15 protein-coding genes are annotated in these 16,952 nt (G+C 54.3%); 5 read left to right on the top strand and 10 right to left on the bottom strand.

Annotation, left to right across the window (positions count from 1 at the left end; genetic code table 11):
• Positions 1-5: 5 nt before the first annotated feature.
• From tnpA to HNQ38_RS08805, 3 genes are all read right to left on the bottom strand, one after another.
• Positions 6-464: an IS200/IS605 family transposase gene (gene tnpA, locus HNQ38_RS08815; protein WP_183719546.1), complete on the bottom strand. Its 459-nt coding sequence runs from the start codon at positions 462-464 to the stop codon at positions 6-8.
• 177 nt (positions 465-641) lie between these two features.
• Positions 642-1,976, bottom strand: coding sequence for a CgeB family protein (locus HNQ38_RS08810; RefSeq protein WP_183720083.1), 1,335 nt, complete (start codon positions 1,974-1,976; stop codon positions 642-644).
• A gap of 16 nt (positions 1,977-1,992) precedes the next feature.
• The gene (locus tag HNQ38_RS08805) at positions 1,993-3,273 is read right to left on the bottom strand and encodes a glycosyltransferase family 9 protein (protein ID WP_183719544.1); all 1,281 of its coding nucleotides are present in this window, start codon (positions 3,271-3,273) and stop codon (positions 1,993-1,995) included.
• A 206-nt stretch (positions 3,274-3,479) separates the two neighbouring features.
• Between HNQ38_RS08805 and HNQ38_RS08800 the strand changes: the two genes are divergently transcribed.
• The 5 genes from HNQ38_RS08800 to tilS all read left to right on the top strand — a co-directional run bounded on the left by HNQ38_RS08800 (position 3,480) and on the right by tilS (position 7,903).
• Positions 3,480-4,184, top strand: a complete 705-nt coding sequence (locus HNQ38_RS08800) for a precorrin-2 dehydrogenase/sirohydrochlorin ferrochelatase family protein (protein WP_183719542.1) — start codon at positions 3,480-3,482, stop codon at positions 4,182-4,184.
• Positions 4,171-4,998, top strand: coding sequence for a cytochrome c biogenesis protein CcsA (gene ccsA / locus HNQ38_RS08795; RefSeq protein WP_183719540.1), 828 nt, complete (start codon positions 4,171-4,173; stop codon positions 4,996-4,998). The genes HNQ38_RS08800 and ccsA overlap by 14 nt, the downstream gene beginning before the upstream one ends.
• A gap of 13 nt (positions 4,999-5,011) precedes the next feature.
• The gene (gene hemA, locus HNQ38_RS08790) at positions 5,012-6,304 is read left to right on the top strand and encodes a glutamyl-tRNA reductase (protein WP_183719538.1); all 1,293 of its coding nucleotides are present in this window, start codon (positions 5,012-5,014) and stop codon (positions 6,302-6,304) included.
• Positions 6,304-6,639 (top strand): hypothetical protein, encoded by a 336-nt coding sequence (locus HNQ38_RS08785; protein ID WP_183719536.1) that lies wholly within the window; start codon positions 6,304-6,306, stop codon positions 6,637-6,639. Before hemA ends, HNQ38_RS08785 begins: the two co-directional genes overlap by 1 nt.
• A 148-nt stretch (positions 6,640-6,787) precedes the next feature.
• On the top strand, positions 6,788-7,903 hold the full coding sequence (gene tilS, locus HNQ38_RS08780; RefSeq protein ID WP_183719534.1) for a tRNA lysidine(34) synthetase TilS: 1,116 nt from the start codon (positions 6,788-6,790) through the stop codon (positions 7,901-7,903).
• Between the two features lie 186 nt (positions 7,904-8,089).
• On the opposite strand, the gene dxs is transcribed toward tilS, so the two are convergent.
• The 7 genes from dxs to ispG all read right to left on the bottom strand — a co-directional run bounded on the left by dxs (position 8,090) and on the right by ispG (position 16,771).
• The gene (gene dxs / locus HNQ38_RS08775; RefSeq protein ID WP_246388074.1) at positions 8,090-10,102 is read right to left on the bottom strand and encodes a 1-deoxy-D-xylulose-5-phosphate synthase; all 2,013 of its coding nucleotides are present in this window, start codon (positions 10,100-10,102) and stop codon (positions 8,090-8,092) included.
• A 1-nt stretch (position 10,103) separates the two neighbouring features.
• Positions 10,104-10,997, bottom strand: a complete 894-nt coding sequence (locus tag HNQ38_RS08770; protein ID WP_183719532.1) for a polyprenyl synthetase family protein — start codon at positions 10,995-10,997, stop codon at positions 10,104-10,106.
• 15 nt (positions 10,998-11,012) lie between these two features.
• On the bottom strand, positions 11,013-11,297 hold the full coding sequence (gene xseB / locus HNQ38_RS08765; RefSeq protein WP_183719530.1) for an exodeoxyribonuclease VII small subunit: 285 nt from the start codon (positions 11,295-11,297) through the stop codon (positions 11,013-11,015).
• A 5-nt stretch (positions 11,298-11,302) separates the two neighbouring features.
• A complete protein-coding gene (locus tag HNQ38_RS08760) occupies positions 11,303-12,295 on the bottom strand; it encodes a M23 family metallopeptidase (RefSeq protein ID WP_246388073.1) in 993 nt (330 codons plus the stop codon).
• Positions 12,296-12,354: 59 nt separating this feature from the next.
• Positions 12,355-13,833 carry an exodeoxyribonuclease VII large subunit gene (gene xseA / locus HNQ38_RS08755; RefSeq protein WP_183719528.1) on the bottom strand — a complete coding sequence of 493 codons (1,479 nt, stop codon included), beginning with the start codon at positions 13,831-13,833 and terminating at the stop codon, positions 12,355-12,357.
• A 143-nt stretch (positions 13,834-13,976) separates the two neighbouring features.
• Entirely contained in the window at positions 13,977-15,701 is a 1,725-nt protein-coding gene (locus HNQ38_RS08750; protein ID WP_183719526.1) for a proline--tRNA ligase, read from the bottom strand.
• The gene (gene ispG / locus HNQ38_RS08745) at positions 15,701-16,771 is read right to left on the bottom strand and encodes a flavodoxin-dependent (E)-4-hydroxy-3-methylbut-2-enyl-diphosphate synthase (protein WP_183719524.1); all 1,071 of its coding nucleotides are present in this window, start codon (positions 16,769-16,771) and stop codon (positions 15,701-15,703) included. Before ispG ends, HNQ38_RS08750 begins: the two co-directional genes overlap by 1 nt.
• Positions 16,772-16,952 lie beyond the last annotated feature (181 nt).

Raw genomic sequence — 16,952 nt, 5'->3', positions numbered from 1 at the left:
TTTTGTTACTTGAGGCCCGTAAACGGGCTACCTGGGTACGGAAGGCTCAACTGATCGCCGAGTTTGTCTCTATCCAGTTGCTTCTTTATATAGTCATGAATTTTTGAAGTATTCTTGCCTACGGTATCCACATAAAACCCGCGGCACCAAAACTCACGGCTGCGGTATTTGAATTTGAGATCACCGAATTGTTCATAGAGCATCAAGCTACTTTTACCTTTTAAATACCCCATAAAACTCGATACACTTATTTTCGGGGGTATCTCAAGCAGCATGTGGATATGATCTGGGCAGCATTCTGCCTCTAGTATTTTTACGTCTTTCCACTCACATAGTTTCCGCAAAATATCCCCTACCGCTCGCCTTTTCTCACCATAAAATACTTGCCTACGGTATTTGGGGGCAAACACTATGTGATATTTACAGTTCCACTTTGTGTGAGCTAAACTTTTGGCGTCACCCATTGTGACCTCCTTTTGATTTGTCTCGCTTGCAGTTGCCAGACCGCAAGCTGTTGTAACAAATCAAAAGGAGTTTTGCTGACATACTTATAGCTTTAAGCTTTACGGAACCCCCCGCCTAGCGGGGGGTTTTCTACATACAATAAAAAGCCCGCTGTATGCGGGCTTTTTATTTGAACACTACTTGGTGTACTGCTTGCGCCATTCATCCAAAAAGAGCAGGCAGGTCTCCATTTCGTCAAGAACTCCTGACCTGGCCCTGAGGGCCGTAACCACAGAATCAAAATCTGCATTCGGGCCAAGGCCCAAGCGCTCAACCGTACGCGACATGGTGGCGGCCAGGTCTGCCGCCAGTTCCGGCGTCAGATCAGGCGGTAAGGATTGCGCCAAAGAAGCCGCTGCAATAGCACCCCTTCCATTTTCATCGTGCGCCTGCCCCCCCACTCCAGCTTCAGGCCAGGGGCCCATACGCTCGGCGATAAACTCAAGCAGGGTTTGCATGCGGCGCGTATAGGTATGGTCGCGCAATACCCGCTCCTGTGCCCGCGCGGCATAGGAGATTCTTTCTTCCGGGTGCGCAAGAAAATAGTCAATCTTGGCATAAAATTCTTCAATCGTGCCAAAAGTAGCCAATTCACCCGGGGCAAACAGCTCGGGCAAGAGACTGCGCTCGTCCAGAAGTTGAAAAGCGTTCATTGCAGCCAGCTCAAATGTACGGGGATTAACAAAATCACCGCGGCTCACCAAATCCGTCGTATGCAGACTGGAATGCAGGTTGAGGTTCACCTTGGTGGCATTATAAATTTTTACGCTCTCTGCTGCATCGATGCGAGCGCCACCTCGTTGTACGTGGGCAGCCAGCAAGTTTTCGCCCTCCCAATCCGAACCCCAGATTTTGAAATTACGGCCTAGCAAGGGACGAAAAGCCAGTCTGCGGTTAGGATACCCGGCCCCAAGAAATCCAATATCTGCCCCATATTCCCGCCGTTCTTCGGAACTGAGATCAGTGGGTTTATGAAAATCTGGATGGGCTGCCATCGGCAGGTAGAGAAAATTGTTTTGCCCAATTTCTGCCAACTGGCTCATAAAAGGCTGCTTTTGAATAATGGCAAAAACGTCATACAGAGGCGCGTAAGCCCGCCAGTATTGAAATACCGTGTGGTCTTCCACAAACCACATGGCTGTGCGCACCCCGGCCCGCTTTAACCGCTGAAGAAGGCTGCGGCCCATCGGAGCCTGCGCCAAAGCCAGCACCAGATGCGGCTCCTGCGCCTGCACTTGCGCCCATACAGCCTGAGACACAACTTGCAGAAAGGAATTTTCCAGTTGCGCTGTTTGCGCTGGGGGTAAACCAAGCCCCTGCAATCCCGTAAAAGCCGGAAACATGAGCGGAGCCTCAAAGGTGCGCACACTGTGCCCCATTTCTTCCAAGGCACGAGCGCAGTATCTTCCTATGGGCAAAGAACCGCCATACATCGGTAAAACAACGAGAATTCTCAAAGAGGCAGAAAGCATCAGCATATTCTCCACATCAACAATATCTGTCAGGCGGCAGCATCCAGTCCACGTCGCGGCACAACCATTCGTCAAAAAGCCAGGTATTGCCTAAGCCGTCGTCATCGGTAAATTTCATTTTACTGAAAATATCGTCCATCTGTTCCAATGAGGACACGTTACAATAAGAGGCCAAAAATTCTCGCACCTGAGTGCGCTTGGCCGCATGCATGTCAGTTCCGGCCTCAAGACGCAACACTGCTCCCAGCGAATCAATATGACTTCGCCACAGTTGCAAACCATCAGGCAGCTTCACCCGCTTCGTTCCCTCTGTGAGAGCAAGAGTGAGGGAACGCAGCAACTCCTGACTGCGAAAAGGCTCAAGACAGGCCGTGTTATAGGGGCATGGAGCAGATTCCAGGCAAGGGACGCAATGGCGTTCAGCCTGCCAGATCAGATGCCCCTCCCCATAAGGGCCAGTTTCATGCGCAAAAGCTGAGGAGAGAAAAAAAGCCAGTACGGGCACGCCAAGATGCGCAGCAAGATGCATTGTTCCCGTATCAGGAGTAATCAGGGCATCCAGCCCTTTGACGGCGTCAACAAGTCCTGGCCAATCGGTCTTGCCACTCAGGTCTTCCACACGGTCCAGCATTTTTGCAGGCAGAAGCCGCTGAAGCCGATGGGCCACGTTCTTTTCTGCATTGGAGCCGAGCAGACGTACACGCGGTCCCCCCATAGCTGCAAAAGCTGTGCGTACAACCTCGGCCAGCACAGGTACCGGCAAGGAACGCCGCGATTCACGCCCGGCCAGAACCACGCCAATTCCCTCTCCACCTGGTGCAGCCACAGGATTTACTGCAGCTGGCGGCAAAGAGCCGGAAGCAAAATGAGCCCAAAAATCCACAAGATTAAGGGATGAAAGTACGCGCTGACGGGTCAGCTGCATGGCCATTCTGGCCCAGGGTGAGCGCCATATGCCATTTGTAACAGGCCTGTAGCCAACTACAATCTCTGGTTCAAACATGCGGCACAAGGCCGCTGTCAAACCAGAAAAATTGCAGTTATAGACGGCAGTAAAATCACTGTTTCGCCAGTCGGCCAATACCCGTATATTTTTTTCCAGAACATCATGTTCATGACAGTTGTGTAAAGCAAGGCTGTGCACAGTGGCAAAAGGGTAGATCAAGCGGGCAAGGCGTGCCAGCCCCGCGTCAACAGCCAGATGTACCTGCCCCTGTTGCGCAAGACCGCGCAATAACCGCCCGGTTTGCACCACATCTCCAAAACGGGCTGCCTGAATGACCAAAAAAGCCGCCATGTCCCTTCCCTGTTTTTACCGTAGGCATTTCGCTTGTCATTGACAGCAACTACGGCATCGCCGCGCCCGTCGCCAATATCAATCGATACTGGAAGGTACGGCAATAGACTTGCGGAAGCAAGAGCAAGGGACTTTGCAAAACCTTCTGCCTTCTGTACAATACCTCATCTCATATAGCCGCATCATGATGTATACCGGACTCCCACATGGAAACTTTCGCGCCTAAAACTACCCTGTACCCGCTCTTTCTTTCTCTCACCGGGCTGCATTGTCTGCTGGTGGGGCTGGGTCAGGTGGGGCAGCGCAAGTTGGCCGGGCTTCTGGCCTGTGATCCCGCTTCGGTGCTGGTGCTTGATCCGCATGCGTCGACGCAGCAGGACCCGACCTTGCTCAACATGCTGGATGATGGACGAGTGCGTCTTGAATACCGCATTTGCACGGCAGACGACATAGACGGCAAAGCTCTTGTGTTCGCTGCCACAGGAAGCGTCGCGGAAAACCAGCGTGTAGCGGCCTTGTGCCGCAGCCAGGGCGTGCTGTGCAACTGCGCCAGTGCCCCTGACGATGGAAGCTTCCATGTGCCAGCAGTGGCGCGCTGCGCTCCTTTGGCCGCTGCCCTGTCCACTGGAGGCGCTAGCCCTGCTCTTGCCCGGCGCTGGAAGGATGAATTGACCCAATGGCTGGTACCACGCGCCCGAATGGCCGCCCTTATGGGCAGACTGCGCCCAATGGTTCTTGCCTTGAATGCCGAGACAGTGCACAATACAAAGTTGTTCCGAAAGCTTACAGCTTCGCCCCTGCAGCAATGGCTGGAGGACGGAGATTTAGAAAACTGCCGCCAGTGGTTGCTGGCGGAACTGCCGTCGGAACTGCACGCTCATATAGCGGAGTTACTTTATGATCTCCCCTGAATTTTCCACTGGCGTCACGCTGCTGCTCTACGGACTGGCAAGTGCGTCTGGTATTGCAGGCATGGTGGCGCGCAGCCCGTTCTGGCGGCGGACTTGCTGCTGCCTTGCCGCCGCAGGCTTTGTCTTTCAAACCATCAGCCTTGCTACAGGCTTTCATAAAGCTCTGCCGAACGGTCTGAGCCTTGGGGCCTATCTGCAGCTTATGGCGTGGTTTGTCGTTTTGTGCGGCCTTGCGTCTTGGGCCAAGTTTCGGCAGGAAGCCCCGCTTATTTTTGCGTCCCCACTGGGGCTTATGCTTTTTGCCATGTCTGCTCCCTACCTTCAGGCGGTGGTACAGGTGCCGCCCCATCTTAAAGCGTCTTTTTACGCCTTGCATATTGGCACGCTTTTTCTCAGCCTCGCCTTGATGGCATTGGCTTTTGCTGCGGGCGCCTTGTTCATTTTTTTGGAGGCGCGCATAAAGAGCAAGCAGTACATGAAAGGTTTCTGGCAAGATATGCCTGCCCTTGCCATGCTTGACAAAATCAATGCTTTTGCCACGATAGTTGCCTATCCCTTGTATACACTAGGCATTCTGTCTGGCCTTATATGGGCCAAACCCGTTTTTGGGGCCACTGTTACAGGTGACCCCAAAGAAGTTATCAGCATCGTCATCTGGCTGATGTTTTCTGTGTTGTTCAACAACAGGCTCACCAAGGGCTGGCGTGGACGAAAGCCCGCGCGATTGGCTGTTTTCATATTTATACTCTGTCTTTTCTCAATCATTGTGGTGAACACCTTTATGGAAACTCACCACGCATTCATCCGGCGCTGACTCGGGCATAATTATGGACTGTGATATTTTTCTTGTTGGCCTGAATCACCGCACAGCCGGGGTAGACGTACGCGAACGCTTCGCCCTGGCCAATCATTGCGATGAAGAACATTGGGCGTTTCCATGTACGGACGCGGTTAACGAAAGTGTTATACTCTCGACCTGTAATCGCGTTGAGGTTCTTGCCTCGGGAACTGGCGACGTAGCTGAACAGGTGTTGCGCAGTTGGGCGCGGGCAAGGGGTACAGCAATTGAAGACCTCAAGCCTTACGTCTATGTGCATAAAAACCTTGAGGCGGTACGGCATCTTTTTTCAGTGGCTTCAAGCCTGGATTCTATGGTCCTGGGCGAACCACAAATCCTTGGGCAGTTAAAAACTGCCTATCGCAACGCAGTTAAAAGCCGTGCTACAGGAGTCATCCTTAACAGATTGCTGCACAAGGCTTTCTCTGTAGCCAAAAGGGTGCGCACTGAAACTGCCGTAGCGTCCAGTGCTGTTTCCATCAGTTACGCCGCCGTGGAGCTTGCCAAACGCATTTTTGGCGACATGCGCGAACACAAGGCTATGCTGGTCGGAGCCGGTGAAATGGCTGAACTTGCGGCTATGCACCTGCTTCAGTCGGGCATTAACGAAATCATTGTGGCTAACCGCACCCTCGTGCGGGGGCAAGAATTGGCCAAGCAGTTTAATGGACGCGCCATTCCCTTTGAGCAAATGCCGCATTATTTGCTGGACGTGGATATCATCATCACCTCCACAGGCTCTCAGGAACCCATTATTCGTGCCCGTGATATCCGCGCTGCGCTCAAAGCCCGTAAAAACAGGCCCATGTTCTTTATCGACATTGCAGTGCCCCGCGACATAGACCCTGATGTTAATGGTTTGGACAACGTCTATCTCTATGACATTGATGACCTCAGGGAAGTTGTTGAAGAAAATCTGGCCACTCGCAGAGATGAAGCAGCTAAAGCCGCAGAAATCGTTAACGAGGAAGTGACATATTTTTCTAAGTGGCTCGCCAGTTTGGACATGCAGCCCACCATCGTGGATCTGATCAAAAAAAGCCAAAGTATTGCAGAAGAAGAACTGGCCAAGACACTCAAACGGCTTGGTCCGGTGGACGAAAATACCCGCGTGGCCCTGGAAGCTATGGCCAACTCCTTGGTACGCAAGCTGAACCACGACCCCATCATGTTTCTAAAACACGGCGGCATGTCGCAGGAAGGCAACGGCCCGCGTATCAGTATCATGCGGCGTATATTCAACCTCGACAAAACAGGCTGTATTTATTCGGAGGAAAGCTGATGCGCTGGTATGGCATTGATGATCTTAGCCCCGAGGACATGTCCAAAATAGTGGCCGCGCTTAAGGATATGGGGCTTGAATCTGGAATGGACGGCCTGTATTGGCTGCCCGCACCTGCGGAAATGCTGTCTCCCATCCAGAAAGAGCATGTGCAAAGTTGCGGTCCGCACGTGTTCGGCCTCGAAATTGAAGAAGATTCCCTGCGAATGGAATTGCTGGTCAGGGCCAAAAACCGCATGCGGTGCGATTGCGTGCATTATGCCACCCCTGAGTTACGTGCCCACATGATCGCTTGGCTGGAACAGATGCTGACTGACCTTGGCATTGTCATCTAGTCCGGCCCCAGACAACTTTCAAATGCCCGCGTAAGCGGCCCTTATCAAGACCGTGTGGTCAGCCTCATCAGCAGCCCGAATTGAATTGGCGGTATTCTGCCCTCATCGGCCAGAACGGCGCATCGCTGCACACAATCAGGGCCACAGCATGACACAAATACCAAGTCTGCAAAACCTTCCCAGAACCTCTGCCCTTCTTTGTCTTGAAGTTGAGCGCTTTTGTCTGCGCCAGCTGGGCTTGACGCGCGGTTCACATCTTGTGGTGGCGATCTCGGGGGGGGCTGACTCTACAGCTCTAGCCCTTATTCTTTCCCTGCTTGCTCCACGGTTGGATCTGCACCTTTCAGCTCTCAGCATTAACCACGGCCTGAGGCCCGAAGCAGAAGATGATGCGTCTCACGCGCAAGCTGTCTGCCATGCTTTGGGCATACAGTGCTCTGTACGCAAAGCAGATGTAAAAGGCTTTGCGGCTAAACATCATATGGGTGAAGAAGAGGCAGGACGTTCCATTCGCTACTCCTTGCTGGAAAAAGAACGGCTCACGCAGCATGCCCACTTTATAGCCTTGGGGCACCATCGTGAAGATCTCAGCGAAGATGTGCTGTTACGCTTGATTCGTGGCGCTGGCTGGCCTTCTCTTGGGGGCATGCCCGCCAGAGATGATAAACGTCATCTTCTGCGCCCGCTATTGACCTGCTGCCCAGACGATCTGAAACAGCTACTGATGCAATGCGAACTCAGCTGGCATGAAGACGCAAGCAACCAGAGTACGCAATATCGCCGGAACAGGCTGCGGCTTCAGGTTTTACCGCTGCTGCGGGCGGAAAATCCCGCGCTGGACCGCAGCATGGGACATATGTGGCAACTTGCCGGAATGGACAGGGATTATTGGGAAAAACTTCTTAATGACGCGCTGTTAGCTCACCCCTGGCAGGAAATAAAACAGGAACAGAAGGAATGCCCTGCAACTGGTAAATCCATACTCCTGCCCCGTTCGCTATTGCGCGCTCTGCATCCGGCAGCCCGGCTACGTCTTTATATGCGAGCTGTGCAACATTTGTGTGCAGGCGGTTTACCTTCTGCTGATGCTGCAACTTCAGCGTTGCCGCAACCAGCGCCATCTTCCCAAGGCAGGGCAAGCACCCTGCTGGCTTTGGATGAAGCACTCATGCAAGGACGCGGTAATAGCCGTTTTCAACTGCCTGGCGGTTTTGAAGCGTACCTCAAGGGAGGCGCTATTACCTTTAGCCAACCTGTCTCATAGTATCCGCTACGCCTGCCACCTACCGCTTCCTGCAAGTGCTTTGCTTTTACATTGTCTATCCTGCCATACATCCACAACGCCACCGCTCTGATTTTTAACATCAAAAAACGCCTATCAATCAAAAACGAGAAAAAGAGGCCACCTTCGATCTCTTTTCCTCGTAATCAGTATGATCCAGAAGCTTTTCTATTTCTGCTTTGCCAGTTCGACGATGGCCTCGGCGATATTTTTGGTGCGAAGTCCAACCAGTTCGCGCAAGCGCAACTGGCTGCCGTGCTCCACAAAGCTGTCGGGCAATCCCAAGCGTTTGATTTTCTGCCCGTGCATGAGGCCGTTATCTGCATAGAACTCCAGCACTGCTGAAGCAAAGCCACCGGCCAGCACACCTTCTTCCACGAAAAGAATACGGTCAAAGCGGCGGGCAATGGTGGCAAGTTGTTCCTGAGGCAAAGGCTTGAGCCATATGGGATCAAAAACCAGCGGGCGGATACCAAGAACCTGCTCAGCTTGCGCAGCTGCCTCAAGCGCAGGATGAACCCGGCTGCCCACAGCGACAATTGCAATGCCCTCACCGTCTTGAAGTACTTCGCCTCTGCCGGGAGTCAAAAGACGCGGCAAGCCATCCAGCGGAACGCCAAATCCTGCTCCCCTCGGGTAACGCAAAGCGCAGGGGCCGTCGTGGTTGAGCGACGTATACAAACAGTGGCGCAACATGTCTTCATCACGAGGAGACAGCAGGCTTATCTGTGGAATATGCCGCAAGTAAGCGATGTCAAAAGCGCCATGATGGGTGGCCCCGTCTTCTCCCACAAGCCCGGCGCGGTCCACGCAAAGGGTGACAGGCAGATTCTGGATACAGACATCGTGCACCACCTGATCGTAAGACCGCTGAAGGAAGGTGGAATAAATGGCCAAAGCAGGACGGTAACCCTGGCTGGCAAGGCCGGCTGCAAACGTTACTGCATGTTGCTCACAGATGCCCACGTCCACAAACCGATCTGGAAAGCGCTCCCTAAAGCTGTCGGTTCCGGTTCCTTCCGGCATGGCAGCAGTGATGGCGATAATTCTCTTGTCTTTTTCAGCCAGTTCCACAAGGGTTTTACTGAATATACCTGTAAAGGACGGCACCTTGGCTGTAGACTGAACAGGTTGTCCCGTTTCTGGGGTGAATAGGCCAACACCGTGATATAGCGTTGGATTTTTTTCTGCAGGCGCGTAGCCTTTACCCTTTTGGGTGCGTACATGCAGCAGCACCGGGCCGTCTTCCACAGCCGCAGCCATTTGTAAATGACGGCGCAAGCTCCCGAGATCGTGCCCGTCTACAGGGCCGATGTAGTTGAAACGAAAAGCTTCAAACAACATGCCGGGGGTGAAAAACGACTTGAAGCTCCACTCACCGCGCATGGCGTAAACGGCCAGTTTTTGACCAATGCGGGGTATGGACCGCAAAAAGTTGAGCACTTCCTTGCGGGTTTGCCGTACCCAGCGCCGCGACAGGGTGCGGCTCAGGAATAATGAAAGCGCTCCCACGTTTGGCGAAATGGACATTTCATTGTCGTTGAGCACCACAATGAGCCGCCTCCCCATATGCCCGGCCAGATTGAGGCCTTCAAAGGCTTCACCGGCAGTCAGGGAGCCGTCACCAATAACGGCAATCACATGATGCCTGAGCCCGGAAAGATCGCGGGCCAATGCCATGCCCAAAGCAGCGGATATGGACGTGGAGGAATGCCCTACGCCAAAGTGGTCGTAAGGGCTTTCAGCCATACGCGGAAAGCCCGAAATCCCACCAAAGGTGCGCAAGGTATCAAACTGGCGAGCTCGGCCTGTGAGAAGCTTGTGGGCATATGCCTGATGCCCCACATCCCACACGAGCTTGTCTTTTTCAATATTGAAAGTTGAAAGAAGAGCCAGCGTCAGCTCCACCACCCCCAACGAAGGGGCAAGGTGCCCGCCAGTACGCGAAACCACCTCGATAATCCGCTGGCGCACTTCTGCGGCCAACAGCTCAAGCTGGGGCTCGCTCATTTCACCCAATTGTGAAGGGCGCTCAATGCTGTCCAAAAGCGAAACATAAGGTTCAGCTTGAAGAACATCTTGCAAAAGAGCTTGCTCTACAGGGGCTGTTTCGGCCCTGTCCGGTTTTTGCCCATCCGCGCCTAAATCAGCAGGCGTTGGCATTTTGGGAGCATCAAACATATCAGGCCGCCCTATTGACCGTATACTCGGCCAGAGCAAGTAAAAACTCCGCTTCCGGGCCGCTGAACGCGGCAAGAGCGGCCTTGGCAACTTCGGCTTGATCCTGCGCCAGGGCGCGGCTCTTCTCGAGTCCCAGCAAAGCAGGATAGGTCTTTTTGCCCTGAACCACATCGCTGCCCACAGGCTTGCCAAGCGTGGCGGTATCCGCCACCACATCAAGAATATCGTCGGCGATCTGGAAGGCAACGCCCAAGGCTGCGCCGTAAGAGCCGATAGCTGCCAGCTCTTCGTCGGAAGCCCCGGCCAGCATGGCTCCGCACACGCAGGATGCCCGCAGTAGCGCGCCAGTCTTCATTGCGTGGATGCCTTTCAGCTCTTCAAGGGCTATATCGGCTTTTCCGGTAAATATCATGTCCCATTCCTGCCCGCCCACCATGCCTGAAGAGCCAGCAGCAAGCGCCAGCTCGCCAACGGCACGCAATACACGCGGCGGAGCCAACGGGCTGCGGCACATCATCAAAAAAGCATCTGTCAGCAGACCGTCACCGGCAAGTATGGCAGTAGCTTCGTCAAAAGCCTTGTGGTTTGAAGGCTTGCCACGCCGCAAATCGTCATCGTCCATAGCCGGAAGGTCATCGTGCACCAAAGAATAGGTGTGAATCATTTCAATGGCCGATGCAAAGGGCAGAGTGTCTTGCAGGGGCAGCCCGCACATGGCCGCCGTGCTCAAACAGAGCACAGGGCGCAAACGTTTGCCACCAGCCTGAAGGCTGTACTGCATGGAATCCTTGAGACGTTGTGGAATGGGACGCCCGTCAAAACAGGTGGCAAGATAGGACTCCACCATTTGCCCGCGTTCGCGCAAAAGTTCCTTCATCCGGGGTACTGGCATCATCACCTGTTGAGCCTCCTACGCTTCCTCGGCTTCTTCAGCTTCATCATCGGGATATGAACTAAAACCCTCATCAGTCCGAATACCTTGACCCTGCATGGGGCGGGCCTGATCGTCCTGCCACACTTCAAGCTCGTGGCGCGCCTTGTCGAGTTGCTGGCGGCAATAACGCGCGCACCCCGCTCCTTCCTTATACAAGGCCATACCTTTTTCCAAAGGCAGATCGCCAGATTCCAACGCGGCTACAATTTCTTGAAGCCGGGCCAGTTTTTTTTCAAATTGATTTTCTGTTTTGGCGCTCATGCTGTCTACTTTCCCTTTTTGGGGGCTTTAGAAGGCTGATTCGCACTGCTTGGAGCCTTTTTCTCGCTACTTTCGGCAGCAGGAATAAAAGGCTGCGGATCAACCGATACCCCCTGCACCAGAAGTGAAAGATGCAAATGTGGCCCGGTGACGCGGCCCGTAGCCCCGACCAGACCAATCACATCCCCCTTGCGTACAACCTGGTCTTTTTCAACCAGAACTTTAGACATATGCAGGTAGGCGGTAAAGACCCCTTCGCCGTGATTGATGTACACCACATTGCCCGAGAAGTACAAATTGCCTGTCAAAGCCACCTTGCCATCTGCACAGGCCAAAATGGGTGTTCCTTCTGCACCCCTTAAGTCCAACCCTCTGTGCAGGCCACGAGGTTGCCCGTTAAACACCCGCTTGAGTCCGAAGAGACTAGAAACGTCGCCAGACACTGGCCTTTCAAAAGGCAGGGTCCACTGACGTTCAGGCGAATACTGGGCAAGAGTTTTGCGTACAAGCTCCCTGTCGGCCTTTATGCGCTCCATCTGCGCCGCAGGAGGATCAACATACTTTTTGTCCACTGTAAGTTGCTGAACCGGGCGGTCCTTGTTGTAAAGACCTATATTTTGCGTAGCAGCCTGCCCTGCGGCCACGGGCTTTTTGCCGCCCGTTTGACCAGTTATGGGCGCTACGGCAAGGGTAAGGTCATTTTCTTTGGCATCTAAAGGCACGGGTAACAATATGACGGCCTGCCATTTTTTTTCTGCACCAGTGGATGCTTCACCAGCATAAGCAGTGGCCGCGTAATTTTTGCCCATCCATTTGAAGCTGAAGCTCTGCACTGGTTCGTTACTGACTGCCAGAGCAACAAATGCATCGCCGCGAGCTACTGTGGCAGGGGCTTCAAGGCTGACCTGAGGAGCCGCAAAGGCCGGGCTTCCACCCAGTGCTGCCATAAGCAACAGAGAAAAACATGCCAGAATCAAGGGCAGTATGAGAGTTGGCATCCCCCCCCGATTTGTCTTGATCCTATGAGGACATAGCCTTTTTCTGCTTAAAAAATGTATCATGATTTTTCTCGCTTTCGATTCTTGGCGCATTGCACGCTGCTTACTATGGCAGCCAGGCTGCCATCAGCCAGACGTACTTCAATCTTCGCCCCAGGTGAAGTCTGGTCCACCGAACGCACAAGGCCAGCGGATGTGCTGACCAGCGCATAACCACGCGTAAGGGGCATGAGCGGGTCTCGCGCTTCCAGCGCCATGCTCAGGGCGTCAAAACGCCACAACTGCTCGGCCACATAGGTACGGGCCGTACTTTGCCAACGCAAAATACCGTGTTGCAGCGCGCGTTCTTTGTCTGCAACAAGCCGGGGAAGCGCTGCTTGCAGACGGGCAGTGAGCTGCTCCAGCCTTGTATTGAAAATATCCAACTTTTCTGAGCCCAAAGCACTACGCAGAGCGCGCTCAAGCGAATCTGCCTTTTGCAGTTTGCCATCCAGCCAATGACGGCCAGCCCTGTCCAAGGCCGCCTCCAACGAAGCAAGGCGCTCATAAAGACGTTCGTGGTGGCGCTGCGGCGAAAACCAGGCAAGAGCTTTTTCACATTCACGCAGACCTTGTCCTGCCATTTCAAGGCGTCGCTCCATAGCACGGCGCAAGGCTGACCATGTTTCATCCACACGCTGATGAAGCTCTGCACGCAATGGCCAAAGCAATTGGGCGGCATGGCTTGGCGTTGCGGCGCGCATATCGGCGGTCATGTCTGCCAGGGTAACGTCAACCTCGTGCCCAATACCTGCCAGCACGGGCAAACGGGACTCAAATACGGCTTGGGCCACGCTTTCTTCGTTGAAGGCCCACAGGTCTTCCAAGGAACCGCCCCCGCGCACGAGCACAATGGCTTGCGCCCAATTTTGGGCATTGGCTTCTGCCAGTGCGCGAGTGATGGACGGAGCAGCCTCTGCCCCTTGCACCAGCGTAGGAAACAAACGGATGCGTGAACCACTGCCGCGCATGCGGGCCAATTCAAGAAAATCGTGAATGGCCGCCCCGGTGGGTGAAGTAATCAAGGCAATGCGCTGTGGATCACGGGGCAATGCCCGCTTTCTCTCCTGACTGAAATACCCCAACCCGGCCAGTTTGCGTTTGCTTTCTTCAAATGCCTGAGCCAACAAGCCTTCGCCAGCGGGCTGCACCAGTTCCACGGCAAGCTGATACTGCCCCCGTGGCGCATACACGCTGATGCGCCCCGCGCAAAGAACGTCCAGTCCATTGCGCAAAAGCTCAAGAGGAGACGGCCGTGGCTTGTCAAAAACCTCACCCGTGAGCGGGTCGAACGATTGGTCAGTCTGCCGCTGCATGTGCCGGAACCAGACGCACTGCAACTGTGCGTCCTGATCCTTGAGGCTGAAATAGACGTGCCCTGAGCCGGGACGGGAAAAATTGGTCACTTCGCCCCGTACCCAAACAAAGGGAAAGCGCCCCTCAAGGCTCTTGCGCAGCTGCTCTGTAAGCTCGCGAACTGTCAGTATGGCTTCCTGCATCGTGCTCTATAGCCTCTTGCGCGTCATAAAAAAGGCGACCCAGGGGCAAACTCCGCCCTGAGTCGCCCAGACATTACACAATGCTGCTTGGCGTGAACATTACAAAGAGCCGCACCAAGCAGCCACTTCAAACCAAAAACATATTAGCGGTCAGCCCAACCCTGCCGGACTTTTTCAATCCAGGCTGCAAAGTCCTGCTCAAGGTTGTCAGCGGAAAGTTCGCCCTTCTCACCCGTACGGCGGTCCTTGCATTCCACGATACCGCGGGCAAGCCCCTTGCCGCCCACCACAATCTGTGTGGGAATACCAAGCAGGTCGGCATCTTTGAACTTGACGCCGGGACGCTCTTCACGGTCGTCCATCAGCACTTCCACGCCCCTGCCTTGCAGCATGGTATACATTTCTTCAACCTTTGCATTAACTTCTTCACTGCGGGGATCAAGGTTAAGCAAAATGCACTCAAAGGGAGCCACTGGCGGCGGGAAGACAATGCCGTTTTCATCGTGATTCTGCTCAATGGCAGCTGCGGCCACGCGGGAAACGCCAATACCGTAGCAGCCCATAATCATCGTCTGTTCCTTGCCATTTTCGTCAAGGAACACGGCGTGCATTGCTTCGCTATACTTCACGCCCAGCATGAAGATATGCCCCACCTCAATGCCTCTGGTCAGCTCCATACGGCCGCCGCAACGGGGGCATTGATCCTCAGGGGTAATGGTGCGCAAGTCGCCCCAGGCAGTCACTGCAGCATCACGCTTGAGATCCACATGCTTGATATGGGCATCGGCTGCATTGGCGCCAACCACATAGGCCGTGCCGCCCTGAAGTTCGGCATCAGCATAAATGGGCACGCCAAGCTTCACGGGACCGGCAAAGCCAACAGGAGCACCAGTTACGGCCTGCACTGTGGCTGCATCGGCAAGTTCAACTTCCTGCACTTTCATGAGGTTTTTGAGCTTGATGTCGTTCACTTCGCGGTCGCCACGCACCAGCACGGCCACAGTCTGGCCGTCAGCCTTAAAAAGCATGGTCTTGACTATGCTGCTTGCGGGCACACCAAGCATGGTCGCCACTTCTTCTACGCTGTGCGCGCCCGGCGTGGCGATTTCTTCCATAGCCGGGCAAGCCGCTGTAGCGGGTTGGCCCTTCCACACGACTTCAGCTCTTTCAACGTTGGCGGCATATTCGCACTCGTGACAGAAAGCAATGGTGTCTTCGCCAGTGTCGGCAAGCACCATAAATTCATGCGAAAAATTTCCGCCAATGGAGCCCGTGTCGGCTTCCACCGCGCGGAAGCGCAGACCAAGGCGGCGGAATATGCGCATATAGGCGTCATACATAGCCTTATAGCTTTTTTCCGCGCCTTCGGTATTGGCGTCAAACGAATAACCATCCTTCATGACAAATTCACGCCCACGCATAAGGCCGAAGCGCGGACGGATTTCATCACGAAACTTGGTCTGCACCTGGTACAGACGCACAGGCAATTGGCGGTAGGAGCGCACTTCACCGCGCACGAGGTCGGTAATGACTTCTTCGTGCGTGGGTCCAAGGCAGTATTCGCGCTCGTTACGGTCTTTAAAACGCAAAAGTTCCTTGCCGTAGTGTTCCCAGCGGCCTGTTTCTTTCCAAAGGTCGGCGGGCTGAACCATCGGCATGAGCAGTTCGCGAAAATCGGCTTTTTCCATTTCTTCGCGCACAATACGGCCAATTTTTTCAATCACTCGCAGCCCGAGGGGCAAGTAGACATACAGCCCTGACGTAAGCCGACGAACCATGCCCGCCCGCAACAGGAGCTTGTGGCTGACCACTTCCGCATCGGCCGGAGATTCCTTGAGCGTAGGAATATAGCAGGAGCTGAAACGCATTAGATGTTTTCCTTTTCGTTAAGCAGTGATTGCAATTCTTCCATAAAAGCAGCCAGCAAGGCGCTCTGCCCCTTAACGGAGCGAACGATTTCTCCCTTGCGGAAAATAATGCCCTTGTCACGGCCCCCGGCCACGCCAAGATCAGCTTCGCGGGCCTCGCCGGGCCCATTAACCACACAGCCCATAACGGCGATTTTTATATCGGCGGTGGATGTGGCCAAACGCTCTTCAACAGCACGTGCCAGAGAAAAAAGGTCTATTTCAGTTCTTCCGCAGGTCGGGCAGGAAATGATCTCCGGCCCGCGAGAGCGCAAACCGAGGGCGCGCAAAATCTCCCAGGCCACGGTCACTTCTTCGGCAGGATCAGCAGTGAGGGAGACGCGCAGCGTATCGCCAATGCCTTCATGCAGCAGAATCCCCAGCCCCACAGCGGATTTTACCGTGCCGCGCATAAGTCCGCCAGCTTCGGTAATGCCAATATGAGCAGGATAATCGCAGGCTTTGGCCAGCAACCTGTAGGCTGTGATGGTGTCCATCACAGACGAAGATTTGAGCGAAATCTTCGTATCGTAAAAACCGCGCGCCTCAAGCAGGCGCACATGGCCGAGGGCGCTTTCCACCAGAGCTTCGGGACAAGGATTGCCGTACTTGCGCAGCAGGTCTTTTTCAACTGAACCGGAATTGACCCCCACGCGGATAACCGCGCTATGCGCCTTGGCCGCGTCTACAACCGTGTCTACATGGGCCTTGGGGCCAATATTCCCAGGGTTGATGCGCAAGCCCTCGAAGCCTGCCTCCAGAGCGCCTACTGCAAGGCGATGATCAAAGTGAATATCAGCAATAAGGGGCAACGACGTACCAGCGCGAATGGCAGGCAAAGCGGCCACAGCAGCTTCATCAGGCACGGCCAGCCGCACCATTTCACAACCCCGCGCCGCCAGTCTGCCAATTTGTTCCAGCGTGGCCGCAGGATCGCGGGTGTCTGTGTTGGTCATACTCTGAACCACAACGGGCGCACCGCCGCCCACAGTCACGCTGCCAAGGCGTATCGCTCTGGTGCTTTTGCGCATGCCTTCTCCCAATAAATAAAGCTTGGCGGCGCTGTGTCGCCATATACTGTTAAGGGCGTCTTGTATGCTATTTCCGATCACAAGCCAAGTATGCAGCCAATTATGCCGCTGGAACGTGTTTTGCATATTTTTTCAGGAAGACAAGGGGCAGATAAATGCTCTTTTTCTATCCATGTACTGA

The sequence above is a fragment of the Desulfovibrio intestinalis genome, assembly GCF_014202345.1.
Taxonomy (GTDB): domain Bacteria; phylum Desulfobacterota; class Desulfovibrionia; order Desulfovibrionales; family Desulfovibrionaceae; genus Desulfovibrio; species Desulfovibrio intestinalis.
The sequence above is the reverse complement of the archived record's forward strand: the minus strand, read 5'-3'. Positions and strand labels throughout refer to the sequence as shown.